A 24,330-nucleotide genomic window follows, 5' to 3' on the forward strand; every position below is an offset into this window, starting at 1 on the left:
TTGCGCTGTTTATACTTTTTAGCTTAATAGTCGCTATCTCTTGGCATTATTACGCGTCAGCGGAAACGCGCGACCCACTATGTTTTACAAACTGGTTGTTTTTGCTTTTAGATATGAATACGTGATAGTGAAGCTAGAGGAGGAACAGGAAAAACAGTGAAAATAAAGGATAATAGAAAGCTAAATGACCTTACTTCTAGGTAAGGCCATTCATGCATTCAGCAGCAAAAGATATTGGCGCTTAGCAAACGCTTAGGTCTGGTTGTTACAGAGCTAGAGGAATCAACTCGACACCAAGCACACCACTAATCCCCATCACCACTAGCAGTGAGACTTTAAACACCGACTTTGACCAAGCGATGTAGTTGTTGTCATCAATGCTGCGAAAGGTTACTTTCGTCCACATAAAGCAAACAACCGCTGCAACCGCTAAGTATTCATACCCGGCTTCACCTAGTAAAAATAACCCCAATGATGCTGCCCCAAAAGCCACGACATACGCTTTCATGTGTCGATGCGCTTTATGAATACCGTCTTTAACTGGCAATACGGGAATCCCGGCTTCTCGGTAGTCTTGCATGCGGAACATGGCAATGGCATACGAGTGCGGCATTTGCCAGAGACAGAACATGGTAAAGAGTAAAATCGCTTCCAAGCTAATGAAGTTTGTTACCGCTAAGTAACCCACCAATGGCGGAACTGCGCCTGAGATACTTCCCACTAAGGTTCCATACACCGAGTTACGTTTGTACCACATCGTGTAAAAGAACACGTAATACACGTAGCCAAGCAACACGACGACAGCGGATAGTGGGTTCACTCGGATAAATAACAGTGCGGTTCCTACCAGCAATAAAGCAAGTGCATAAACAAACGCAATATCGATATTGATGTTGCCTTTCACTGTTTCACGATTTCGTGTACGTGCCATCTTTTGGTCGATATCACGATCGAAAATATTATTCACCACACAACCTGAAGCGATGACTAACCCAACACCAACTAACGTCGTAACGAACAACATTAGACTGGCTGGTTCTGTTTTTGCGGCGAGGAAGAACCCCGCCGCAACAGAAATCAGGTTGCCGAAAATAATGCCCGGTTTAGTGATAGACAAATAACTTTTCAGCATACCTTGGCCTACAACTTCATGTTGACGTTCATGTTGTAGATGATCCATACCGAGCCAGCGATAAGGATAAGTACAACAATGGCGGTAAACATCAGTGATACAAGGTTCCAACGTCCGTCGGATGTTTTTGTTTCCATGTGCAAGAAGTATTTAAAGTGAACAAATATCTGCACTAATGCACATCCAAATAGAATCGCATAGGTCGTTGTATCTGGTAATGATTTCGTCCAAACAAAGTAGAACGGAATTACCGTCAGAATCAGTGAGGCAATAAAGCCTTTCACGTAATCTGACGAACTGGTTTCTACATGTTGATCCATTACATTACCCCCAGTAAGTAAACGATGGTAAAGACACAAATCCAAACGATATCTAGAAAGTGCCAGAATAGGCTTAAGCAGTTAAAGCGCATTGCCATATTGTCGTTCAGACCTTTCGTCGACAGTTGATGATACGCTACCGCTAACCAAATCAGACCAAAGGTTACGTGCAGGCCGTGCGTACCAACCAACGTAAAGAATGCCGATAGGAATGCACTTGTTTGTGGCCCATAGCCTTCTTCAATCAGGTGATGGAACTCATAGACCTCCATACAGATAAAGCCAAGACCAAGCGCGAACGTGACTAACATCCAACGTTTGAGACCAGCAACGTTGTTGCGCTTCATCGCGATAATGCCAAAACCAAATGTGATACTGCTAAACAGCAGCAGCATGGTTTCGACAAACACGAATGGGAGTTCGAAAATGTCTTTACCTGTTGGGCCCGCAATTGAATTGCTCGACAGCACAGCGTAAGTCGCGAACAAGGTCGCAAACAATACACAGTCACTCATCAGGTAAACCCAGAAGCCAAATAGCTTGTTGCCATTCGTGTCATGGTGGTGATCATGGTCGTGATATGCTGCGATATTAGTTTGCATACGTCACCTCCAGATCATCTTTACTTTCGCTGTCTTTCACTGAGTTTTTCTTCGCTTCTTCAAGCTGAGCTCGACGTTCGGCCTCAATTGCTTTGATCTCTTCAACTTCCACGTAGTAATCCACATCATCGTTATAGCTATGCTGAATACACGTCACGATAATACCGACCAAACTTGCCGCCGCTAGCCACCAGATGTACCAAATCATGCCGAAGCCAAATAGGAGCGACCAAGCCGACACGTAGATGCCTGTTGCCGTGTTTTTTGGCATATGAATACGTTCGTATTCCACTTCTTTAGTTGGATCGAACTCGCCACTTTGTTTCTGGTACCAGAAGGCATCCAGCACATCACCTTTTGGTAGGTGCGCAAAGTTGTAGAACGGCGGTGGAGACGATGTTGCCCACTCAAGAGTACGTCCACCCCACGGGTCACCAGTTAAATCACGATTTTGCTCGCGGTCACGGATACTCACGTAAATTTGGATGAACTGAGACAATACGCCCAGCGCAATCACAACCGTACCTGCTGCGGCAATCGACAACAGTGGGAAGTATTCTGGGTTGATGTCTTGGCTTAAACGACGAGTCATCCCCATAAAGCCCAGCGCATAAAGCGGTAGGAACGCCATTAAGAAACCAATAATCCAAAGATAGAACGCGCGTTTGCCCCAAGTTTCATTCATGGTGAAACCGGTCGCTTTCGGGAACCAGTAAGTGATCGCAGCGAAACATCCAAACACCACACCACCGATGATAACGTTGTGGAAGTGAGCAATTAGGAATACTGAGTTATGCAGAACGAAATCTGCACCCGGAACAGCCATTAGTACGCCCGTCATACCACCAACAGTAAAGGTGATCAGGAAACCCACCGTCCACATCATTGGCGTCGTAAAGCGGATGCGGCCTTTGTACATGGTGAATAGCCAGTTGAAGATCTTCACCCCTGTTGGGATAGAAATGATCATCGTGGCAATACCGAAGAAGGCATTTACGTTCGCGCCAGACCCCATCGTAAAGAAGTGGTGTAGCCAAACGACAAAGGCAAGAATCGTGATAACTACGGTAGCCCAAACTAGCGATGTGTAACCGAACAACTTTTTACGTGAGAAGGTTGCGGTGACTTCTGAGAACACACCAAAAATTGGCAAGATCAAAATGTACACTTCTGGGTGGCCCCAAGCCCAAATCAGGTTGACGTACATCATTACGTTGCCGCCAAGATCATTGGTAAAGAAGTGCATGCCTAGGTATCTATCCAGCGTAAGCAGAGCGATAGTCACCGTTAGGATTGGGAATGAAATGATGATCAAAATGTTTGCACATAGAGATGCCCAAGTGAAAACTGGCATCTTCATCATTGGCATAGACGGTGTACGCATACGCAAAATGGTCGCGAAGAAGTTCACGCCTGTTAACGTCGTACCAACACCTGATATCTGCAGCGCCCAAATCCAATAGTCGACCCCGACTCCTGGGCTAGCCTCAATACCTGAAAGCGGCGGATACGCCAACCAGCCGGTACGACCAAATTCACCTAAGCCGAGAGACATGTTTGTTAGGATGACACCTACAACAAACAGCCAGAAGCTCAAGTTATTCAGATACGGGAAAGCTACGTCACGCGCACCAATCTGCAATGGCACGATAATGTTCATCAGACCAATGACCAATGGCATCGCTACGAAGAAGATCATGATCACGCCATGGGCAGTAAAAATTTGATCGTAGTGATGCGGTGGTAAGTAACCTGCTTCACCCGCAGAAGAAAGGAGTTGCTGACTACGCATCATGACTGCGTCAGCAAAACCACGAACAAGCATCACCATCGCTACTGCGATGTACATGAAGCCAAGTTTTTTATGGTCTACTGAAGTAAACCATTCATTCCACAAATATTGCCACTTTCCGGCTTTGGTCACCGCGTAAACTACGGCTAAACCAACCAGCGCCACAACCGCTAGGGTGATGACAATAATAGGTTCGTGGAATGGAACTGAATCAAGAGTTAATCTTCCAAACATTACGATTATCCTTGGTTTTCAGGCAAACAGTTCATTGAACCAGGATGCTGAGTCACAACGTCGGTGAACAAGAACGGAGGAACGCTAGAGAACAAAGTGACTGGCTCTGCGATACTTGGCGCTGCCAGTGAGCTGTATTGCTCCCAATCTTCAATACGATCAGGGCTCGCCTTCACTTTCTGCACCCAATTTAGGAACGCAGCACGATCAGACATTGCTGAAGCTGTGAACTTCATTTGCGAAAAGCCTTCGCCGCTGTAGTTCGATGCAAAACCCTTGTAGTCACCTTCGTGGTTCGCTATGAGGTTGAGCTTGGTTACCATGCCTGGCATCGCGTAGATCTGTGTACCTAAGCGAGGGATGAAAAACGCGTTCATGATGTTGTCCGAAGTCAGTTTGAACTGCACTGGCACGTCTTTCGGGAACGCCACATAGTTCACCGTCGCAATGTTTTCTTCTGGATATATGAACAACCATTTCCAATCGAGTGACACCACTTCGATGGTCATTGGTTTAACATCACTTTCCAATGGTTTGGAGGGCTCTAGTTCATGAGTCGAACGCCATGTGATCGTCGCAAGAATCGCAATGATGATGATTGGAATTGTCCATACCACCACTTCGATTTTGGTCGAGTGTGACCACTCGGGTGCGTACTCTTCTTCAGTGTTAGAGGCGCGGTATCGGTAAGCGAAGTAAATCGTCATTAAAATCACAGGGATTACAACGATCAACATCAGCAAAAGAGCAGTAATAATTAACTCTTTTTCTTGCACACCAATGGCACCTTTGGGGTCAAGTAAAGCTGAATTACATCCTGAGAGCATAAGTATGACGGACGCCAAACTTCCCCTCGACAAGATGCGTTTATATCTTGAGGCTTCCATTAACTTTCTCGATGGTTGTCTGGTTTCAAAGCAGATGCCAATCAAAGTAAATAAAAGCTCACAAATAGCGCAGAGGTAATGTATGAGAACAAGAAAAAACTTCGATAAGTAGTTATTCTACTTACAATTTTTCAACTTCGTCATCAAGCATTTAACCAGCTAGAATGAACCGTTATTTGCTACGATACGATTGGTATCAAGCCAAGAACCAGTTGTTATAGTCATTAGAATGTTTATGTGTTGAGCATGAGTAACGTCGGGCTCAGAGCGAAACAAAACGGAATTGAGTGGAGATCAAAACCACACTCTTAGTGTGAGTTTATTGTTACACTTTGAAGCACTATGTTACATTTGGCGCATTATGAGGAGTAAAAAGTTAAAGCTCATTAGCCACAACTGGAAACTAACCTTCCATTAATGGAAGTTACACACTTTAAATCGAATATTAACCTCAACACGAATTTCTCGTGCTTCAACAATTAATTATTTAAAAACAAATAGTTGAAACTTAAAATTGATGAGACTGACTATCAACTTCATTTACGCAGATAGCCTTAATGAGAAGCGGAAACTAAAAAAACAAAAGTGTGATCAACATCAAATTAATGATTTCACTTAATATTTGAGTGGTATTTACATCTCTTTATTGGATTGTGAGAAATCATTCTCAAGGTAAATCCAAACATAAGTTGTAAATACATTTGGGTTGCGCAGAATTAGCACTCCACAACATAGAAAATGTTGAAATGGAAAGAGACTTATTATTCAGGTCTATCAGAGCCTTATTTCAGTGGTCACTTACATACGAATGCCGCCATCCACTTCTAAAACCCTGCCAGTAAAGTAATCACTCTCAATAATGTATTTTACTGCATGCGCGATTTCGCTTGTTTCGCCCATCCTGCCAACTGGGATCATCTTTTCTAATCGCTCTATGGCTTCGGGTTTCATTTGCTCTGCCATCGCGGTGTGTACTACACCTGGTGCAACCGCCGCCGCACGAATACCGTATCTTGCGAGCTCACGGGCCCATGTTGTCGCCATGGTCGCGACCGCCGCTTTAGATGCAGAATAATTGGTTTGTCCGATATTCCCTGCTCTCGCAACACTAGAAATATTGATGATAACGCCTTGGGAGCCACTCTCAATCATCTTGACGGCAGCTTCACGTCCACACAAAAATGTTCCTGTCACGTTAACGTTCATGACCAAATTGAATTGATCCAAAGACATCTTACTGATCACGCCATCTTTTGCTTTTACAAGTAACCCATCTCTTAACACGCCAGCGTTATTGACTAACCCATTGAGTTGACCAAAATCTTGGATAATCGCTTCAAACGTGGTTTCAACGTCGATTTCGTTGGTGACATCCACTTGATATGTCAACGCTTTCGCACTCAGCATTCGACACTGCTCTTGTGTTTCCATTAAGCCACTGGCGTTTACATCCAACAACGCTAAATCAGCGCCAGCTTGAGCAAAGGTAATGGCCATCATTTGCCCAAGCCCCTGCCCTGCTCCTGTAATGGCAATAACACTACTTTTTATGTCCATATTGGTGCACTCCATAGCTCGTAATGTTCTCTATCTCAACCAGTCTAAGTTGGCCGAAATGATGCGCGTTTTAGGTCACCATCTCGGGCTGGTTTGTCACAAAACTCGGTCTAGCCTTTCTTACTCTTGTATAACTCAAATAAGCTTGAGAAATCGAGTTCGCCGTGGCCGCTCGCGTTGTGGAAAGAATATAAGTTGCGCGCTAACGACCCCATCGGAACCGAAGAATGTGTTTGTAACGCCGCATCTAACCCCAAGCCGAGATCTTTCAGCATGAGTTTGCTCATAAAGCCCGGTTGGTAATCGTGACTGGCTGGCGCACTGTCCATCACGCCTGGGCAAGGATTGTAAAGCTCCAATGCCCAATTTCGGCCAGAGCTTTGCAGCATGATGTTTGATAGCACTTTTGGATCGAGTCCATGATCGATACCTAGGTTTAATGCCTCGCACGTACCAGACATTAAAATGCCGAGCATAAGGTTGTTACAGATTTTCGCCATTTGACCATCGCCTGCTTTGCCAGCATGGAAAACATTTTTTCCCATATACTGCAAAATGGCATTGGCTTTAGAAAACGCTTGATCCGAACCACCAACAATAAAGGTTAATGTCGCCGCTTTAGCGCCAGCAACGCCCCCCGAAACGGGTGCGTCGACAAACAACACGCGTTTATTTGCCGCTTCATTGGCGACTAATCGCGCGGAGTCCGGATCAATGGTTGAACAATCAATCATCAAGGTACTTGGCGAGACAAGATTGAGGACACCTACGCCACCGTGTAAGTCACCAAGATACACGGAACGAACGTGAGACCCTGCTGGTAGCATCGTGATGACTGTGCTAGCACCATCTACTACCTCTTCGATAGAGCTCGCCACCACCGCACCAAAAGGTACTAGTTGCTTTGCGGCTTCGCTATCGACATCGAATACTTGCACGTTAAATCCAGACGCGAGTAAGTTTTGCGCCATAGGATGCCCCATTCTTCCTAAACCGATAAATGCGATGGTACTCATGATCATTCTCCTTATTGACCTAGTGTTTGTTCACCCAAATTAGCAAGCGGATGCTCGTTATCTGACCAAAGAGAGGTAAACAAAGTATCGATAACATCTTCATCGACTTCACTGACACTGTTAAATATCCAGATCGGCTCGCCATCCCGGTCAATGAGCCGAGAACGGACGCCCTCTTTAAACTCACCTAATAAGGCACTGCGAACCGACAAACTCAACTCTAAACGGAAGCAATCTGCAAGCGGTAAGCTGTGGTACTCTTTCACTTGTCTAAAGCAAATATGCGCGGTGATCGGGCTGCCCGATGCGAACGTTTGTTTCGCGTTTTCTATCCACTGGCTATTCCCTTCGATAGTCATGATTCGCTGTGCTATCGCATTAAGATCAAAGCCTTTGCACGCTTCCTCTATCTGATCTAAGTATGGACAAATTTGCGTGGTTGGTTTGCTATCAATAACCTGTTCTTCCATTAATTGTAGTCGCGCAGTTACCAACTCTTTCGCATCTTCTTTGCCCCACTGGAGCCGCTTTAGCTCATCCAGTAAGGTGGGATACTGCTCTTCCAACAGTAACCAATCGGCCAAACCAATAGTGACAGCGTCACTTGAATTTACCATTGAACCTGTCAATCCGAGGAATAAGCCCACTTGCGGATCTATCTGGCTTAAAAACCACGTACCTCCCACATCAGGATACAGTCCGATATTGATTTCTGGCATAGCAAGGCGTGATGTTGTTGTCACAACTTTATGGCTGGTTCCCATAAAAAGCCCCATCCCACCGCCCATGACAATACCTTCTCCCCAACCGATAATGGGTTTGTTGTAAGTGTGGATGAGATAGTCACACTCATACTCCAACGAGAAATAGTTCGTACAGAACTCTACGATTTTTTCTTTACTCTCGTTATGCATGACGTGATACATAGCTCGAACATCACCACCAGCACAGAATGCTTTTTCTCCAGCGCCAGTCAGTACCACACAAGCCATATGTGGATCATCTTGCCACTTGATAAGCTGATCGTTGAGTTGGACCAACATGTCATACGTCAATGCATTCAATGAAGCGGTGTTGTCTAACGTTGCGATACCAATGCGGTGCACGCCATCTAAGCACTCTATTTCACTAATGGTTACCATCCCTGCCATGTGGCCTCCTATCGGTTTTTCCATTGCGGTGGGCGTTTTTCTAAAAAGGCGCGAACACCCTCAACTTGATCTTCCGTATCAAAAAGATTCAGAAACAACTCTCGCTCTTTCATTAAGCCGTGCTGAAGTGGCGCAGAGCGCATATTTTGAATGAGCGCCTTACATGCGGCGACAGAAGATGGCGACTGGTTCGCAACAGATTCAGCAAGCTCCATCGCTTTACTTAAAGCTTCGCCTTTGGGAACCAACTCCTCAACTAGGCCTAGTTCTTTTGCTTTGTCAGCGCTGACTTGCTCTCCACATAAAATGATGCGCTTTGCCCAACCTTCCCCCACTAACGCTGTGAGGTTTTGGGTACCACCAGCACAGGGCAAAAGTCCGACTTTGGCTTCTGGTAAAGCAAGTACCGCTTGCTCTTCAACGACTCGAATGTCACAAGCTAATGCCACTTCTAACCCTCCGCCCATGGCGTAACCATTAATGGCGGCAATGGAAACACCACGGAATTCAGAGAGCGTTTCAAAAGCTTCACCAAAGCATCGAGCCATGTCTAACGCAACCACTTTGTCACCATCAGAAAATAGCTTGAGATCCGCACCAGCAGAGAAAAACTTTTCTCCACTGCCGGTTAAAACCAATGAATAGACCTGCTTATCATCGTTAAGTGTGAGTATCAGCGATTTCAGTGCCTTGAGACTCTCTGCTGTCCACGTATTGGCTGGCGGGTTGTTCATCGTCACCACCGCAACATGATTAGCGATCGTATGTTGAATGGCTGCTTGGGTTAATGGCATATCTGAATCCTTTATCAATGAGCAAATACAATACTTTGCTAAAGCAAAGCCGAATCCTCAGAGAGCAAACGACGTGCGATGATCAAACGCATAATTTCGTTCGTTCCCTCCAGAATTTGATGCACACGTACATCTCTGAAATGACGCTCCATTGGATACTCTTTGATGTAACCATAGCCGCCATAAAGCTGCAGCGCGTGGTCGCAAACCTGAAAGCCCACATCGGTTGCGAACCGTTTTGCCATAGCGCAATAAGCCGTGGCATCCGGATCATTTCGGTCGAGCTTGCTGGCGGCATAGCGCACTAACTGCCGCGCAGCCACTAGCTCTGTTGCCATGTCTGCCAATTTGAATTGTAAGGCTTGAAACTGCGCAAGCGGTTTGCCGAACTGCTTACGCTCCTGAATATATTGTGTCGCCTGTTCAAGGGCCTGTTGAGCCGTACCGACGGAACAGGTCGCAATATTTATACGCCCTCCATCAAGCCCTTTCATCGCAAAAACAAAACCTTGCCCTTCTTCGCCCAGTAAATGGCTAGCTGGAATAACGACATTTTCAAAAGTAACCGCTCGTGTTGGCTGGCTGTTCCAACCCATTTTGGGTTCTTTGCGCCCATAGCTGATGCCATCTGCGTGAGCAGGGACAACAAATGCGGACACGCCTTTGGCACCCGCTTCTCCGGTTCGCGCCATCACGACCAAAACATTTGTCTCTCCTGCGCCAGAGATAAAGGTTTTGCCGCCATTCAGCACGTAAGTATCACCTTTTTTGCTCGCAGTTGTGGCCAACGAAGCGGCATCCGATCCCGCATTAGGCTCGGTTAAGCAATATGAACCCAACCACTCGCCAGAGACCAGCTTAGAGCAATATTTGGCTCTCACTTCTTCGTTCGAGAAACTCGCGATCATCCAACTCACCATATTGTGGATAGTCATGAAAGCGGTCGTCGACGTACAGCCCATTGAGAGTTGTTCAAAGATAATTGACGCATCCAAACGGCTTAACCCTAAGCCGCCATGTTCTTCTGGTGTGTAGAGACTGAGAAACCCCAGTTCCCCCGCCTCTCTCAATACGTCTTTGGGGAAGATCTGCTTTTCATCCCACTCCGCCGCCATCGGTGCTAAACGCTCATCGACAAATTGTTGAGCGGTATCGGCAAATGCACGTTGATCTTCATTAAGTTCAAAGTCCATAAAAGCTCCTTTTATTCACTCAGCGCAGTTGGATGGTCAGATTGGGCCCCGTTGGAATATCGTCATCAAACCAACGTGCCGTCACCGTTTTAGTCTCGGTATAAAAACGTACCGCTTGTTTACCATACGCATGTAAATCACCATAGAAACTGCCTCTCCAACCAGTAAAGGAGAAAAATGGTAAAGGGACTGGAATAGGCACATTGATCCCAACCTGACCGACTTGAATGTCATGCTGATATTTTCTCGCAGCAGCGCCATTAGCCGTAAAAATGGAAGTGCCGTTCCCGTATGGGTTGCGATTCACCAACTCAATGGCCTCTTGCAACGTTTCGACTTCCATACAAACTAAAACAGGGCCAAATATCTCTTGCGTGTAAATCGACATATTCGCTGTTACACCGCTAAACAAGGTTGGGCCAATCCAGTTTCCATCGGGAAAGCCTTCCACTTCACACTGACTGCCATCCAGTTCACACACTGCGCCTTGTTGTTTGCCATCTTCGATTAGGTCCAATACGCGTTGTTTGGCTTGCTCACTGATCAGTGGGCCATAAGCAGCCTGTTCATCATCCCAAGGCCCTGGGTGTACTTTCGCCATCGCCAGTTTCAGGTCTGCAATCCATTGTTTTGAATCGCCGACAAATACCGCAACAGAAATCGCCATACAGCGTTGCCCCGCAGCCCCTACGGAGGCTCCGATTAGGTTATTCACCACTTGATCTTTGTTTGCATCAGGCATGATCACCATGTGATTCTTTGCACCAGCAAAAGCTTGAACCCGTTTAAAATGTTTAGTCCCTGTGGTGTAGATATAACGGGCAACGGGAACCGAGCCAACAAATGACACCGCTCGAATATCAGGATGAGCCAGAAGAAAGTCGACTTGCTCTTTGCGGCCATGAACGATCTGCAACACTCCTTTCGGCGCGCCAGCTTGCTCAAATAGTTCAGCTAAACGAATAGAGGTCAATGGCACTTGTTCGGAGGGTTTGAGCACAAACGTATTGCCCGCAGCGATAGCGATTGGGAACATCCACAACGGAATCATGGCTGGAAAGTTAAACGGCGTGATCCCACAACACACACCTAAGGGCTGAATCATTGAGTAACTATCAATATCCGTGGCAACGTTTTCGACGGTTTCTCCCATCATGTTGCTAGCAATGTTTGCAGCCTGCTCAACAACCTCGATACCACGCCACACATCGCCTTTGGCATCCGCTAAAATCTTACCCGTTTCATGAGAAAGCAGTGTGGCAAGCTCATCATGATGATCTTTGAGCAAGTGCTGATAACGCAGCATAACTCGGGCACGCTCGGATATTGCCACTTCCTTCCAAGATTGGAATGTCTCTTTCGCATTATCAATGGCGGCTTCCATCTCGTGCTCTGTGGAACATGGAACGTACGCAATGACATCATTAGTGGCGGGATTGGTTACCTCAACCCAATCCGATGTTTGAGATTCACGAAACTCGCCACCAATAAACAAGGGAACCAAACGAGTCATCATTTACTCCTTTCTGATTTCAATTAAAGCGGTATTTCAATGCCTATCGCCGTGGCTTCTCCACCGCCGATACAAAGTGACGCAACACCCCGCATCACTTTTTTGGCTTCGAGATCACCATTGGTGCCTAACGCTTGTAGCTGACGCAAACTGTGAATCAATGTCACCAGAATTCGTGCGCCACTAGCCCCAATCGGATGCCCAAGTGCACAGGCTCCACCTTTAATATTTACTTTGCTCGTATCAAGCCCAAGTTCCGCCACCGCTATTTGTGTCACGACGGCAAAGGCTTCATTGATTTCCCACAGGTCCACTTCATAAATTGACCAATCTAGCTGGAACAGCAGTTGCTCAATTGCGTAGACGGGTGCCAAAGTAAATTCTGCAGGTTTTCTGGCATGTGTAGAGTGCGCCTTGATGATCGCAAGTGGTTTAAGCCCCTGATGACGCGCAGTGTCTTCATCCATAAGCACAAGAGCCGCCGCGCCATCTGAAATGGCACTCGAATTAGCAGCGGTCACCGTACCTTTTTCATCGAATGCAGGTTTGAGTTGAGGAATTTTACCAAGGTCAATCGAGCGTGGGGGCTCATCGTAGTCCAGCTCCGCTTGTTCTGACTTGGTATTGAGTGAAACCGGCGAAAGTTCATCGGCAAACAAGCCTCGCTCTTGAGCTTCCAACGCACGTTTTGCCGACATCACGGCCCATTCATCCATTTGCTCTCTGGTGAACTTAAGCCTGTCAGCGACTTGCTGAGCATAAACACCCATTAAGTGCCCTTCGTAAGCATCTTGTAGCCCATCGAGAAACATGTGGTCATACGCAGACTGGTGCCCCATACGCATTCCCTTTCTCGCCTCCCTCAGCAAATACGGCGCATTGGTCATACTTTCCATACCACCAGCAATGGCAGAGCGAATCGTTCCAGCTTTAATGAGATCGTGCGCTAACATGACGCTCTTCATGCCAGAGCCACACACTTTGTTAATGGTGGTGCACCCTACACCCAAAGGAAGATCTGCCCCCATAGATGCTTGCCTCGCAGGAGCTTGTCCACACCCTGCTGGAAGCACACATCCCATGAACACTTCATCCACCGAAGTCACATTCACTTCGTGCATTGCCGCCTTGATCGCCAGTGCGCCTAATTGAGGAGCAGAGTAAGTTTGCAACTTGCCTTGAAAGCGCCCAATTGGCGTTCTTTTCGCGCTGACAATCCAGATGTCTTTTCCCATGATTCGCATTCCCTTAAGGTATATGTGAACACTTGGCAGACTGATGACACCCTACATAGAATTACTCACCAAGCGCCACACCAGCCTTTATCGCCTTTTTCACTAACAAACTTTCATTCCGCGATTTCTTGACGTTTACGTAAGCATAGCACTAGCCTTTACAATGAGATGAAAAAACACACCAAGCAGACGTTTATATTTCAAAGTTGATGTTCGGCCTTCCCATTTAAGGTTCGATTTCCAGAAACTGGATTTTTATTCGAGGTAAGTATGTTATGGAAAAATACAAGATCAGTGACCTCGCCAAGGAGTTTGATATTACTACTCGCAGTATCCGGTTTTATGAAGACGTGGGTCTGATTGAACCAGAGCGAAAAGGCAATATGCGCGTTTATCAACGCAGGGATAGAATTCGCCTCAAACTGATTTTAAGAGGGAAACGACTCGGTTTTTCGTTGGCAGAAATTCGTGAACTTTTCGAGCTCTACGACATGCAACAAACCGAAGGACAGTTATTGAAAATGCTCAATATCATTGAAGAGAAACAAGCCGTCCTACAGCAACAACTCAACGACATCAGCGTCGTTATGGCAGAGTTGAATGCCGCTAAGGAGCGTTGTATTCAAACACTCAAAAGCAAGCAGACATAAACGCTATACTCAATTAGCAACACCGCTACAGGCTTTTCCACCTTACCTCTGATACCGGGAGACGTTATGAAAAGCACCTATACCCCACTCAATTTCGGACTTGGTGATACCATCGATATGCTCCGAGAACACGTTAATGCCTTTGCTACGGAACATATTGCGCCCATCGCCGCTGAGATAGACCGCGATAACCAGTTCCCGAATCATTTATGGCCTTTGTTGGGAGAAATGGGGTTGCTTGGTGTGACCGTCGATGAAGAGCTTGGTGGTGCAGGCATGGGATACCTCGCTCATGTTGTTGCCATGGAAGAAATCAGCCGTGCCTCTGCGTCTGTCGCTTTAAGCTACGGCGCTCATTCTAACCTGTGCGTCAACCAAATCTTTCGTAACGGCACGCCTTCTCAACGCGAAAAATACCTTCCAAAACTCATTGATGGTACGCACGTTGGCGCCCTAGCGATGAGTGAGCCCAATGCCGGTTCAGACGTGATAAGCATGCAACTGAAAGCGGAGAACAAGGGCGACCATTTTGTACTGAATGGCAACAAAATGTGGATAACAAACGGGCCCGATGCTGACGTAGTGGTGCTTTACGCTAAAACGGATGTCAGCGCAGGTTCACGTGGCATTACCGCATTCATTATTGAACGTAACTTCGCAGGTTTCACTCATGCTCAAAAGCTGGACAAACTAGGCATGAGAGGCTCGAATACTTGCGAACTTGTATTTAACCATTGCGTAGTGCCAAAAGAGAATATTCTTGGCGAGTTGAATCAAGGCGTCGAGGTGTTAATGAGTGGGCTGGATTACGAGCGCGTCGTCCTCGCTGCCGGACCACTCGGGATAATGCAAGCTTGCATGGACATTGTGGTCCCGTACGTACATGAACGAGAGCAGTTTGGAAAATCCATTGGCGAGTTTCAGTTAGTTCAGGGCAAGATCGCCGATATGTACTCTCGAATGAGTGCAGCAAAAGCGTATGTATATACCGTCGCAGCGGCTTGTGATCGAGGTAACGCAACACGCAAAGACGCCGCTGGCGCGATTTTGTACAGTGCAGAACTCGCCACACAAATGGCACTCGATGCAATACAACTGCTCGGTGGGAATGGCTACATCAATGAATACCCTGCTGGTCGTTTGTTACGTGATGCAAAGCTTTATGAAATCGGCGCGGGTACCTCAGAGATTCGCCGCATGTTAATAGGCCGAGAACTGTTCGAAGAATCTCGCTAACGGAACATACGACAAGGAAGTCATTGTGGCCATTATCAAAAGTAAAACTAAGCCAACTGACGAGTTATTTCTTTCCAATAAAGCTGCGATGGAAACGTTGGTCACTCAACTTAATCAACACATCGAGACCATCAAACAGGGCGGCGGTGAAAAAGCCATTGAGCACCAGAGGCAAAAAGGAAAACTCCCCGCACGAGAACGCATCGCGCGCTTGCTTGATGACAACACTGACTTTCTTGAAATCAGCCAGTTTGCCGCCTGGCAAGTGTATGACGAAGCGATCCCCTGCGCTGGTGTTATCGCCGGCATTGGTATCATAGAGGGGATTCAATGCATGGTCATCGCCAACGATGCTTCGGTAAAAGGCGGAACCTACTACCCACTCACGGTAAAAAAACACCTTAGAGCGCAAGAGATTGCCCAACGTTGCCAACTCCCCTGCGTGTACTTGGTGGACTCCGGTGGCGCAAATCTCCCTCATCAGTCCGACGTCTTCCCCGACAAAGAACACTTTGGTCGCATTTTCTTTAACCAAGCGAGAATGTCGGCGAAAGGCATCCCCCAAGTTGCTGTTGTGATGGGGCTTTGCACTGCTGGGGGCGCGTACGTTCCTGCCATGGCGGATGTGTCCATTATGGTTAAAGAGCAAGGCACCATTTTTTTGGCGGGGCCACCTTTGGTGAAAGCGGCCACTGGCGAAGTCGTGACGGGTGAAGAGCTCGGCGGTGCAGACGTGCATTGTCGAAAATCTGGTGTCGCAGATTATTACGCTGAAAATGATGAACATGCCCTAATGCTTGCGAGAGAAGCCATTGCCAATGCCAATAGAACAAGACCTGTTAAGCCAGAAAACACCGTACTTCCTCCCCGCTACGACGCAGAAGAAATCTACGGAGTCGTGAATGCCAACTTACGACTGTCATTCGACGTTCGAGAAATTATTGCCCGCATCGTCGATGATTCTGATTTCGACGAATTCAAATCCTTGTACGGCAGAACGCTAGTGTGTGGCTTCGCTCGTATTCAAGGACACTTGATTGGCATTGTGGCAAACAACGGTATCTTGTTTTCTGAATCGGCACAAAAAGGCGCGCACTTTATTGAGCTGTGCGCCAAACGGAAAACACCGCTTCTTTTTCTCCAAAACATTACCGGCTTTATGGTCGGAAAAAAGGTTGAAGAAGAAGGCATCGCAAAACATGGCGCCAAGCTAGTGATGGCCGTCGCTTGTGCTGACGTGCCGAAGTTTACCGTGATCATCGGTGGATCGTACGGCGCTGGTAATTACGGCATGTGCGGCCGAGCGTATGATCCAACCATGATGTGGATGTGGCCGAACGCGCGTATTTCTGTGATGGGCGGAGAACAAGCAGCAGGCGTTTTAACACAAGTTCGAAAAGACGCGAAGGAACGTCAGGGGGAAGCGTGGTCAGAGCAAGAAGAGCACATTTTTAGAGAATCGATCATAGACTTGTATGAAACACAAGGACATCCCTATTTTGCGAGTGCTCGGCTATGGGATGACGGAATTATTGACCCTAAAAAAACGCGTCAGGTGTTGAGTCAAGCGTTAACGGCAGCATTAAATGCCCCCATTCCTGATAGCGAGTTTGGCGTCTTCAGAATGTAAACATCCAAAGATGAATTAAGGAAGTTAGTATGCAGGAAATGCAACCAAGCATTATTCCCAACGCCCAAAGGCAAGATGATGTTCTTTGGCATGTCGATGATAATGGCGTAGCGACCATTACCCTAAACAGAACAGCTAAACACAATGCTTTTGACGCTTGTACGATCGACTTGCTGATCCACCGCCTAGATTATCTCGCTTTACGAACGGATGTGCGGTGCTTGGTATTAAGAAGTAACGGCAAGCACTTTTCATCCGGGGCCGATTTGAATTGGATGCAGTCGATGGCCGACAGCACGAGGCAAGATAACTTCGTTGATGCCCAAAACTTGGCAAGACTCATGGAAACATTAGATTCGTTCCCTCAACCCACCATCGCAGTTGTTCAAGGTTCCGCTTATGGTGGTGCTTTAGGGTTGATTTGTTGTAGTGATATCGCCATCGCAAGCCAAAGTGCCAACTTTTGCTTAAGTGAAGTTAAGCTTGGTTTAGTTCCAGCGACCATTGCGCCTTACGTCATGCGCGACAAGCTAGACGCTATATCTTAAGTGGTGAAGTCATTTCAGCCGAAGATGCCGAACGGTTTGGTATTGTGCACGAAGTGAAAGAAGCCAAACAGCTTGAAAATGCGGTCGATAGCGTAATCAAGACGTTGCTACTGAATAGCCCAGATGCGATGCGTAAAGCGAAAACGCTCTGCCATCAATGTCATCAAAACCCCATCGATCAACAACTGATTCACTATACTAGCAAGCTCATTGCGGACATTAGAGTATCACCCCAAGGTCAAGATGGGCTGCAAGCGTTTCTTGAAAAACGTAGCCCAAGTTGGGTCACCAAGTCACAGGACAAGTAATGCTACCTTCCAAAGTAAAGATTGTCGAAGTAGGTCCTAGAGATGGGTTGCAAAATGAATCTCCTGTTGCGACCCAGACTAAAATCCGGCTGATCAACTTACTCTCTGATACTGGGCTAACGCATATTGAGGCGGGCTCTTTTGTCTCACCCAAATGGGTGCCACAAATGGCGGACTCAACAGAGGTCATGAAAGCAATAACACGGCGAAATCATGTTACCTACTCTGCCCTGACACCAAACCTAAAAGGCTTAGAACAAGCGTTAGAGGCTGGTGTCAATCAGGTCGCGATTTTCACTTCATCCTCAGAAGGATTCTGCCAACACAATATCAATTGCTCGATTGCAGAAAGCCTAACTCGCTTCGAACCTGTAATGCGATTAGCCACCAAACACGGCATCCCTGTTCGTGGCTATCTATCCTGCGTTGCCGACTGCCCTTACGATGGCCCGACAGCCCCTAAACAAGTGGCGAGCGTGGTCAAATCACTCATCGATTTAGGGTGTTATGAGGTGTCTCTAGGCGACACAATCGGTACAGGCACGCCAAACCGTATCGCTGCTATGCTGGAAGCCGTCATGTTGGTTGCACCTCTTCGCCAGCTTGCTGTCCATTTCCACGACACATGGGGACAAGCTCTCACCAACATTTATCAGGCACTGAGTATGGGCATCAATACCATCGACAGTAGTGTAGCTGGGCTGGGTGGATGCCCATACGCTCAAGGCGCATCAGGAAATGTCGCAACGGAGGATGTACTGTATTTGTGCCAAGGGTTAGGAATAGAAACAGGGATCGACTTAGAGCTACTGGCTAAAGCTGGCTGGATGATCAGCGAAGAGCTGGGTCGGCAGCCTACATCAAAAGTGTCATTAGCATTGCGTAACCGAGTATTATCACTTTCGTAGAAGGCCATCCGGCACCTCAAATTCTCCCAACCCAAGTTAATTTGCTCTACTTTCGGGTAGGGAAGCGAAACCGCCCGCCAGTACGATAAATAATTAGAGAAAATAAGATAAGCACACAACCTACTAGTTTATTTGCCGTTAGTACTTCGCCATACCACAGCACGCTCAGAATAACCGTCCAAACTGGTTCTAATATCATAATTAGAGCAGCGTTACCTGCCTGAACAAATTTTTGCCCCATGGTTTGCATTACGTAACGCAAGCTCGTCGCTAATAAGGTACTCAACGCAAACCACCACCAAATAGAGGAGTCCACCTCTACCGGGAAAGATTCCATAAAAAATGAAACCAACAAACCTAAACAACCTGCTGAAAAAAGTTGCACGCAAGTAAGCAGCAGCACAGGTAGTTTTTGAGAGTATTTGCTGTTCACATTAAAATGAAGCGCCAAAACCAGTGCTGCACCAAGAAACCACAATTGACTGGCCGATTGTTTCCAGCCACCAACTAAAGAAAGACAAGCAAGACCTAATACAGCGATAGGCAAAGAAAGCCAGAAAATTCGTTGTGGTCGTTGACGAAACATAACCCATGCAACAATCGGCACAAACAGCATGGAAAGGCTCATGATAAATGCGCCTTCCCCGAGAGTATCACTGATAGAAATAGCGTAAATCCATGTCATAACGGCACTGCCTAACAGGAGCCCGACACCACCAGCAGAAAGCACATCTTTTAAGTTTGCTTTCAGCAAAGGTCGGTAACATAGAGGCAGTAAGCAGAGCGAAGCGATAGTAAATCGCGCCCCAATAAAGCCAAAAGGTGGTAAACCCTGTATTGTTTCCTTAGAGAATATCCAGCCAAGTGCCGCGATCATCGTCGTCGCAACCAGAATAACCGTCGCTTTGCGTTCTGAGTTAAACATAAGTACTCACAAAATATGGAACACACAATAGCGCAGCAAGAGAGTTTTACTGCGCTATTGTGTAAATTTGAAAGGGGTTTGTGTCGAGCGAAAAAGTGAAAGCCCGATCCTCTCCTGTATTGTTGTCACGCAGATTGAAGTTCTGCTGCTAGATACATTAAATGCAGGCAAAGTCTTAAGGCAAGCCTTTTCGCATACTAAATTACTTTAGCATTCTATACAGCAAGCAAACTGGCTAAAACCTGTACCAGGTGTCGAACTACCTCCCCTTCAAAACGCTTAACTTGACTGCGGCAGGAGTAGTATTGCGACTTCAGCGCTCCTCAATACAGGTTGAATAAGGCGAATTGCTTTTTACCCATCGCCCCTACAATGAAAACTTATTGATTAACTACAACGAGCGGTTAAATTGCTCCACGGCCTCTACAACACGGCTAGCGCCATCTTGTATTTCATTCATCACATTGCCTGCTTTTTCAGAGAGCTCTAGCGTATCTAGTGCTTCTTTTTGGCATTTAGCGATCAGCTTAACTGCGTTATCTGTTCGCTGTAGGTTTTCACTGACCATTGTGACAATTTCATCGGTGGTTGCATTGGTTCTTGTAGCAAGCTGTCTGACTTCATCAGCAACAACGGCAAAACCTCTACCATGCTCACCCGCACGAGCCGCTTCTATCGCCGCATTTAACGCCAATAAGTTAGTTTGGTCAGCGATACCACTGATGCTATTTACCAACTCGCTAATACGCGATGAGTGCGCTTTAAGCTCGTCAATCGCGGTGTTCGCTTGCTGCATTTGCTCGGAAAGTATCTGCATCTTTTCTAACGTTGAGCCTATAACCTCTTGCCCTTGCAGGGTTTGTGTTCCAGTTTCTTGCGAGATTTCATTCGCCAATTGCGCAGCCTGGGCCATTTTCTGTTCCTGCATCACCTGCTGGGTAATATCTGTCGCGAACTTAACGACCTTATAGAGCTCTCCTCTGTCGTTATGGATTGGGTTATATGAAGCCTCTAACCACACCTCTTCACCATAACGGTTAACTCGTTTGAATCGCTCTGATGAAAATTGCCCTTTTGCTAAACGTTGCCAAAACTCACGGTAAGCTTGAGAGCTCGACTCTTCCTGATCACAAAACATGCGATGATGCTTCCCTAGAATCTGATCAAGCGTATAACCCATTGTGTTTAGGAAATTATCGTTGGCTTTTAAAACATGGCCATCTAATGTGAACTCAATCACCGCCATAGAACGACTTAATGCATTTAGCATGTCCTCTTGCTCACGAGATGATTTGATCGTTCGCGTAAGTTCAGAAGCAAAAACAAAAAAGCTTTCTACTTCTCTGTGCTCATTTAAAACAGGCTGGATAATCGTTCTTAACCAGGCTTCCTCACCATTACCTTTCTGTACTTGCAATGCCCCATTCCAGAACACTTTATCTTGGACGGCTTTCTTCATTCGATGAAAGTGATCTGTATTGCGCGAATTTGACGGTACCAATTCATTAATTGATTTCGTTAAGATCTCATCATCATTTAAGAAAAGTTCTTGCTGTAGCTTAGTATTTGCAGAAGTAATGATGCTTTTACTATCCAATGTTAAGCGGATCATCTCTTCATCTAAACTGGTTTGGATTTGCTGCAGGATTTGCAACTCCTGCTTTAATCGTTGATTTTCTTGTTGAAGCGACTTATTAAAAAACATGACTTTCTCTCATTTGACCGACCTTCGGATTAGTCAAAGGTTTATTATTTGTATACCGAATAAACTGCAAGCGGCAAAATCGTTTGGTTGCATATTCAAACGCGATTTCTATTTCTTATCAAAGGACCCCGCAGGGAATACGGCGATTTTTTCTCCAGTGTAACCTAAGCGCAGTATACTGAAATTTCTTCAGCACCCAAGTTGTTTATATATTTATCAATATTAAAGCTCTTTATCGCCAATTTGAGGTTTGTATTTGTGGATATACTTATATGGAGAAGTGGTGTGTTCAGATCAATAAGCCTTTTCATTTAAAAAAAGGGCCTTGACTTAGTTCCAATAATTTTCGCCGTTTTACCGCTTTTCCACCCGACTTTTGAGCGATTACCCACTCCTTATTCGCTTGTATTTCTATTAACAACGCACGGAGGAACCAGCAACAAGCGCATCGATTTGCCCAGTATCAATACGTTGTGGTATCCGCTCATTCAGTTTGCCGTGAAGGTGATGAATCACCACCTCACCAGTCGACTCGTCACGATCAGAAATGAGGCAATGAGGTAATGAGGTAATGAGGTAATGAGGTAATGAGGTAATGAGGTAATGAGGTAATGAGGTAATAACGCATGACACCAGAGATTACATTATGTGTCCAACATTGTGCCCACTCCTAAGTTTCATAACTTCCTTCCCTCGGACGCTTCTATCTCTCACCACAGCAACTATGCTTTAAACGACATGTATTCAATTGTCTAGCTTCAACATATGAAGGTTAAGTGAACATAAACAAGCGAAGGAAACAGGGCCATGGAAGTCGATAAAAATGATAAGTTAACAAAAAAATTACAGATAGTGATTCATTGGTCTGTAAGAGTATTGTCGATAGTTATGTTGTTTGTAATCGTCATGGGTGTGATAGATGTTGCATGGACGATATATCAAAAACTTATCACGCCACCTAAACTCATTCTGACGATTTCAGATATGCTAGCCACTTTTGGTGCTTTTATGGCCGTTTTAATTGCTATTGAAATTTTCATCAATATAACTATTTACCTGAGAGAAAATGTTATTCATGTAAAAATCGTCATGGCCACCGCGCTGATGGCAATCTCCCGAAAGGTCATTATTATAGACTTTGAAACCTTGTCTCCAATGTACCTGATTGGAATTGCGGCTGTAGTTCTTAGTATGAGTCTTGGTTACTGGCTGATCCATAAACTGCCCAATAAGAGCCATACTGAATAAACTTCTCAGCCTCCCGAATTTTCAGATACTCTCAAGGCATGAAAAAGTCTTGTCTTGGCACGTTGGAAGCTAATAAATTCCTCCATGCTAGGCTCTATATACTGCGAGACTACAAGATTATAGAGTAGTGCCTAGGCGGAGAAATTATCGATATTATTTTCTAGCAGCTAATCTTTGAGTATTGGCACAGCTCAATGGGGCAAGTGTTGCTCCAGTTCCCCATCTGATTTATACCCTCAACATCTATGTATTTTAATTTCAACTTTTCCGTGATCCTCTTAAACAAGGTCGTCACGAATAGCCTGAAGGATTACATCCGGCTAAAAGTAACCGCCAGAAAAGTGATTGTCAGGTGGTCGGTCATCTCGCCGTAAAATTAGCTCTTAACGCATACCTTCAGCTCAGTTTGCGAAAAAGCCTTAAAGGTCAAAGTAACTTTCAATCCCATTCAGAGTGTTGGTCGTGGCCACAGCGGCTAATATCAACCCCATGATCCGACTTACAGCACTAGCTCCTGTATTCCCAATAATCCTGTGTATGCCGCTGGCCATTAATAGCAAGATATAAACAACCAATAGTACCAGCAGCATCATAGCCACTGTCTGGACTTGCTCCCAAATATTAAACCGCACGTTCTCTGTGAGTAAAACGGCGGCTAATATTGCGCCAGGGCTAGCAATTGATGGAATGGCTAGAGGAAAAACTGCTGTATCATGATGACTATTGAGCGTTCTGATTTCTTCTGCTGGTTTACTCTCACCAAATATCATAGTCAAAGCAAACAAGAACAATACGATACCGCCCGAGATTTGAAACGCAGACAAGGGAATACGCATTGCTGTAAGTATGATTTCACCAGCAACAACAAAAAACAGTAGGATAGCAGCGGAGAATAGAGTCGCAAACAGAGCGACCTTACGCTTTGCCACTTCTTCATAGCTTTTTGTGGCTGCGATAAAAACGGGCACAGTACCTATGGGATCGATGACAGCAAAGAAAAAGATAAAAGTTGCCACAAAGTCAATCATGCTACTTCTCCAGTACCAATTTAGCTTTAAGGATAGAAGATCAGCTTGAAGTAGCAGAGAAAATGTTTGACGCTAACATAGCGAGAGCTCATTCAGAAAAACAAAAATGGTGCGTTATTTACAATACAGAACTTACTTCTATCCTATCGATAACTATTAATATCTCAAAGGTAATGACTACCATACCTAACGGTAGTCGCCATCGCTTTAGACTTCTCAGAGAACATCAAAAAAAACAAGTGAACGAGAAGAATATCGACGTCATAAGATAGTGAGGCTTTAGTGTTTATACCAGTGCTCTTTTGACTCCATTTGAGCTTTTACTTCTGCACTATATTCAGCAGTAGGTCGTGCCAATAACCTTGGAATGCCGATAGGTTCTCCGGACTCTAAACAATAGCCATACTCCCCTGCGCTCAAGCGAGCCAACGATCGTTGAATCTTAGGTAACAGCTTTTGCTCTCTATCTATGATTCTTAATGCGATTGCAGATTGCTCCTCACTGGACGCCCTATCGCTTTCGTCACTGAATTCCATTGGCGCAATCATCTCTTCTTTCGCGCGTTCAATATGCGCTAACGTCAATTCATAAAGCTCAAATAATCGGTTTTCAAAAAACGCGAGCTGAGCTTCATTCATATAATCCGCCTCGGGCGCTGCAAGAATTTCTTCTTCTGTCATGACATGCTTTTTCTCTTCGTTCATAGAACCTCCACAC

Annotated in this window: 22 protein-coding genes and 2 pseudogenes; 6 read left to right on the plus strand and 18 right to left on the minus strand. The window is 45.8% G+C overall.

All coding sequences use genetic code 11. The annotated features are described in order from the left end of the window. Positions 1 to 265: 265 nt before the first annotated feature. From cyoE to R7P36_RS11825, 12 genes are all read right to left on the minus strand, one after another. Positions 266 to 1,180, minus strand: coding sequence for a heme o synthase (gene cyoE, locus R7P36_RS11770; RefSeq protein WP_213899582.1), 915 nt, complete (start codon positions 1,178 to 1,180; stop codon positions 266 to 268). Further along, positions 1,141 to 1,452: a cytochrome o ubiquinol oxidase subunit IV gene (cyoD, locus tag R7P36_RS11775; RefSeq protein WP_005375783.1), complete on the minus strand. Its 312-nt coding sequence runs from the start codon at positions 1,450 to 1,452 to the stop codon at positions 1,141 to 1,143. Before cyoD ends, cyoE begins: the two co-directional genes overlap by 40 nt. Then, a complete protein-coding gene (cyoC, locus tag R7P36_RS11780) occupies positions 1,452 to 2,054 on the minus strand; it encodes a cytochrome o ubiquinol oxidase subunit III (RefSeq protein WP_213899583.1) in 603 nt (200 codons plus the stop codon). Before cyoC ends, cyoD begins: the two co-directional genes overlap by 1 nt. After that, on the minus strand, positions 2,044 to 4,080 hold the full coding sequence (gene cyoB, locus R7P36_RS11785) for a cytochrome o ubiquinol oxidase subunit I (RefSeq protein WP_005375781.1): 2,037 nt from the start codon (positions 4,078 to 4,080) through the stop codon (positions 2,044 to 2,046). The genes cyoC and cyoB overlap by 11 nt, the downstream gene beginning before the upstream one ends. Before the next feature lie 5 nt (positions 4,081 to 4,085). Further along, positions 4,086 to 4,967 (minus strand): ubiquinol oxidase subunit II, encoded by an 882-nt coding sequence (cyoA, locus tag R7P36_RS11790; protein WP_005388604.1) that lies wholly within the window; start codon positions 4,965 to 4,967, stop codon positions 4,086 to 4,088. Positions 4,968 to 5,765: 798 nt separating this feature from the next. Further along, on the minus strand, positions 5,766 to 6,524 hold the full coding sequence (locus R7P36_RS11795) for an SDR family oxidoreductase (RefSeq protein WP_053349980.1): 759 nt from the start codon (positions 6,522 to 6,524) through the stop codon (positions 5,766 to 5,768). A gap of 110 nt (positions 6,525 to 6,634) precedes the next feature. Next, positions 6,635 to 7,540, minus strand: a complete 906-nt coding sequence (gene mmsB, locus R7P36_RS11800) for a 3-hydroxyisobutyrate dehydrogenase (RefSeq protein WP_005375775.1) — start codon at positions 7,538 to 7,540, stop codon at positions 6,635 to 6,637. A gap of 11 nt (positions 7,541 to 7,551) precedes the next feature. Further along, positions 7,552 to 8,691 (minus strand): enoyl-CoA hydratase/isomerase family protein, encoded by a 1,140-nt coding sequence (locus tag R7P36_RS11805; protein WP_033906951.1) that lies wholly within the window; start codon positions 8,689 to 8,691, stop codon positions 7,552 to 7,554. A gap of 8 nt (positions 8,692 to 8,699) precedes the next feature. Further along, entirely contained in the window at positions 8,700 to 9,485 is a 786-nt protein-coding gene (locus tag R7P36_RS11810; protein WP_033906950.1) for an enoyl-CoA hydratase, read from the minus strand. Between the two features lie 38 nt (positions 9,486 to 9,523). Beyond that, positions 9,524 to 10,678: an acyl-CoA dehydrogenase family protein gene (locus R7P36_RS11815; RefSeq protein WP_213899584.1), complete on the minus strand. Its 1,155-nt coding sequence runs from the start codon at positions 10,676 to 10,678 to the stop codon at positions 9,524 to 9,526. Positions 10,679 to 10,697: 19 nt separating this feature from the next. Next, a complete protein-coding gene (locus R7P36_RS11820) occupies positions 10,698 to 12,191 on the minus strand; it encodes a CoA-acylating methylmalonate-semialdehyde dehydrogenase (RefSeq protein ID WP_033906948.1) in 1,494 nt (497 codons plus the stop codon). 23 nt (positions 12,192 to 12,214) lie between these two features. Beyond that, positions 12,215 to 13,426 (minus strand): acetyl-CoA C-acyltransferase, encoded by a 1,212-nt coding sequence (locus R7P36_RS11825; protein WP_213899585.1) that lies wholly within the window; start codon positions 13,424 to 13,426, stop codon positions 12,215 to 12,217. A 275-nt stretch (positions 13,427 to 13,701) separates the two neighbouring features. Between R7P36_RS11825 and R7P36_RS11830 the strand changes: the two genes are divergently transcribed. The 5 genes and pseudogenes from R7P36_RS11830 (at position 13,702) to R7P36_RS11850 (ending at position 18,706) form a co-directional block, all read left to right on the plus strand. Beyond that, positions 13,702 to 14,076: a MerR family transcriptional regulator gene (locus tag R7P36_RS11830; protein WP_017821195.1), complete on the plus strand. Its 375-nt coding sequence runs from the start codon at positions 13,702 to 13,704 to the stop codon at positions 14,074 to 14,076. Between the two features lie 66 nt (positions 14,077 to 14,142). Continuing rightward, positions 14,143 to 15,312 carry an isovaleryl-CoA dehydrogenase gene (locus R7P36_RS11835; protein WP_005387610.1) on the plus strand — a complete coding sequence of 390 codons (1,170 nt, stop codon included), beginning with the start codon at positions 14,143 to 14,145 and terminating at the stop codon, positions 15,310 to 15,312. Between the two features lie 25 nt (positions 15,313 to 15,337). Continuing rightward, a complete protein-coding gene (locus R7P36_RS11840) occupies positions 15,338 to 16,942 on the plus strand; it encodes a carboxyl transferase domain-containing protein (protein ID WP_065275375.1) in 1,605 nt (534 codons plus the stop codon). A 29-nt stretch (positions 16,943 to 16,971) separates the two neighbouring features. After that, a pseudogene (locus R7P36_RS11845) lies at positions 16,972 to 17,798 on the plus strand (enoyl-CoA hydratase-related protein). After that, complete coding sequence (locus tag R7P36_RS11850; RefSeq protein ID WP_213899586.1) at positions 17,798 to 18,706, plus strand: hydroxymethylglutaryl-CoA lyase; 909 nt, start codon at positions 17,798 to 17,800, stop codon at positions 18,704 to 18,706. The pseudogene R7P36_RS11845 and the gene R7P36_RS11850 overlap by 1 nt, the downstream one beginning before the upstream one ends. Positions 18,707 to 18,752: 46 nt before the next feature. Here R7P36_RS11850 and R7P36_RS11855 read toward each other — a convergent pair whose 3' ends face one another. From R7P36_RS11855 to R7P36_RS24805, 4 genes and pseudogenes are all read right to left on the minus strand, one after another. After that, positions 18,753 to 19,631, minus strand: coding sequence for a DMT family transporter (locus R7P36_RS11855; protein ID WP_017634269.1), 879 nt, complete (start codon positions 19,629 to 19,631; stop codon positions 18,753 to 18,755). A gap of 391 nt (positions 19,632 to 20,022) precedes the next feature. Continuing rightward, positions 20,023 to 20,559, minus strand: a complete 537-nt coding sequence (locus R7P36_RS24795) for a methyl-accepting chemotaxis protein (protein ID WP_372036153.1) — start codon at positions 20,557 to 20,559, stop codon at positions 20,023 to 20,025. After that, positions 20,557 to 21,336 (minus strand): annotated as a pseudogene (locus R7P36_RS24800) (PAS domain-containing protein); the annotation flags it as partial. The pseudogene R7P36_RS24800 and the gene R7P36_RS24795, both read right to left, overlap by 3 nt. A 414-nt stretch (positions 21,337 to 21,750) precedes the next feature. Then, positions 21,751 to 21,969 (minus strand): hypothetical protein, encoded by a 219-nt coding sequence (locus tag R7P36_RS24805; protein WP_213899587.1) that lies wholly within the window; start codon positions 21,967 to 21,969, stop codon positions 21,751 to 21,753. A gap of 174 nt (positions 21,970 to 22,143) precedes the next feature. Here R7P36_RS24805 and R7P36_RS11870 point away from each other — a divergent pair, with 174 nt between their 5' ends. Beyond that, positions 22,144 to 22,584: a phosphate-starvation-inducible PsiE family protein gene (locus R7P36_RS11870; protein WP_005375731.1), complete on the plus strand. Its 441-nt coding sequence runs from the start codon at positions 22,144 to 22,146 to the stop codon at positions 22,582 to 22,584. Between the two features lie 419 nt (positions 22,585 to 23,003). On the opposite strand, the gene R7P36_RS11875 is transcribed toward R7P36_RS11870, so the two are convergent. Continuing rightward, on the minus strand, positions 23,004 to 23,612 hold the full coding sequence (locus tag R7P36_RS11875; protein WP_017635732.1) for a MarC family protein: 609 nt from the start codon (positions 23,610 to 23,612) through the stop codon (positions 23,004 to 23,006). A 279-nt stretch (positions 23,613 to 23,891) separates the two neighbouring features. Continuing rightward, on the minus strand, positions 23,892 to 24,317 hold the full coding sequence (locus tag R7P36_RS11880) for a TraR/DksA C4-type zinc finger protein (protein WP_017821066.1): 426 nt from the start codon (positions 24,315 to 24,317) through the stop codon (positions 23,892 to 23,894). Between the last annotated feature and the right edge of the window lie 13 nt (positions 24,318 to 24,330).

This window comes from Vibrio sp. 397 (assembly GCF_033339395.1).
GTDB classification, from domain to species: domain Bacteria; phylum Pseudomonadota; class Gammaproteobacteria; order Enterobacterales; family Vibrionaceae; genus Vibrio; species Vibrio alginolyticus.

Coding starts and splice junctions, on each gene's coding strand:
- cyoE (WP_213899582.1), bottom strand. CDS start 1,180: ATGGATCATCTACAACATGAACGTCAACATGAAGTTGTAGGCCAAGGT.
- R7P36_RS11870 (WP_005375731.1), top strand. CDS start 22,144: ATGGAAGTCGATAAAAATGATAAGTTAACAAAAAAATTACAGATAGTG.
- R7P36_RS11850 (WP_213899586.1), top strand. CDS start 17,798: ATGCTACCTTCCAAAGTAAAGATTGTCGAAGTAGGTCCTAGAGATGGG.
- cyoD (WP_005375783.1), bottom strand. CDS start 1,452: ATGGATCAACATGTAGAAACCAGTTCGTCAGATTACGTGAAAGGCTTT.
- R7P36_RS11825 (WP_213899585.1), bottom strand. CDS start 13,426: ATGGGAAAAGACATCTGGATTGTCAGCGCGAAAAGAACGCCAATTGGG.
- R7P36_RS11805 (WP_033906951.1), bottom strand. CDS start 8,691: ATGGCAGGGATGGTAACCATTAGTGAAATAGAGTGCTTAGATGGCGTG.
- R7P36_RS11795 (WP_053349980.1), bottom strand. CDS start 6,524: ATGGACATAAAAAGTAGTGTTATTGCCATTACAGGAGCAGGGCAGGGG.
- R7P36_RS11835 (WP_005387610.1), top strand. CDS start 14,143: ATGAAAAGCACCTATACCCCACTCAATTTCGGACTTGGTGATACCATC.
- R7P36_RS11830 (WP_017821195.1), top strand. CDS start 13,702: ATGGAAAAATACAAGATCAGTGACCTCGCCAAGGAGTTTGATATTACT.
- mmsB (WP_005375775.1), bottom strand. CDS start 7,540: ATGAGTACCATCGCATTTATCGGTTTAGGAAGAATGGGGCATCCTATG.
- R7P36_RS11855 (WP_017634269.1), bottom strand. CDS start 19,631: ATGTTTAACTCAGAACGCAAAGCGACGGTTATTCTGGTTGCGACGACG.
- R7P36_RS24795 (WP_372036153.1), bottom strand. CDS start 20,559: ATGCAGGAACAGAAAATGGCCCAGGCTGCGCAATTGGCGAATGAAATC.
- R7P36_RS11875 (WP_017635732.1), bottom strand. CDS start 23,612: ATGATTGACTTTGTGGCAACTTTTATCTTTTTCTTTGCTGTCATCGAT.
- R7P36_RS11810 (WP_033906950.1), bottom strand. CDS start 9,485: ATGCCATTAACCCAAGCAGCCATTCAACATACGATCGCTAATCATGTT.
- cyoB (WP_005375781.1), bottom strand. CDS start 4,080: ATGTTTGGAAGATTAACTCTTGATTCAGTTCCATTCCACGAACCTATT.
- cyoC (WP_213899583.1), bottom strand. CDS start 2,054: ATGCAAACTAATATCGCAGCATATCACGACCATGATCACCACCATGAC.
- R7P36_RS11880 (WP_017821066.1), bottom strand. CDS start 24,317: ATGAACGAAGAGAAAAAGCATGTCATGACAGAAGAAGAAATTCTTGCA.
- R7P36_RS11820 (WP_033906948.1), bottom strand. CDS start 12,191: ATGACTCGTTTGGTTCCCTTGTTTATTGGTGGCGAGTTTCGTGAATCT.
- cyoA (WP_005388604.1), bottom strand. CDS start 4,967: ATGGAAGCCTCAAGATATAAACGCATCTTGTCGAGGGGAAGTTTGGCG.
- R7P36_RS11815 (WP_213899584.1), bottom strand. CDS start 10,678: ATGGACTTTGAACTTAATGAAGATCAACGTGCATTTGCCGATACCGCT.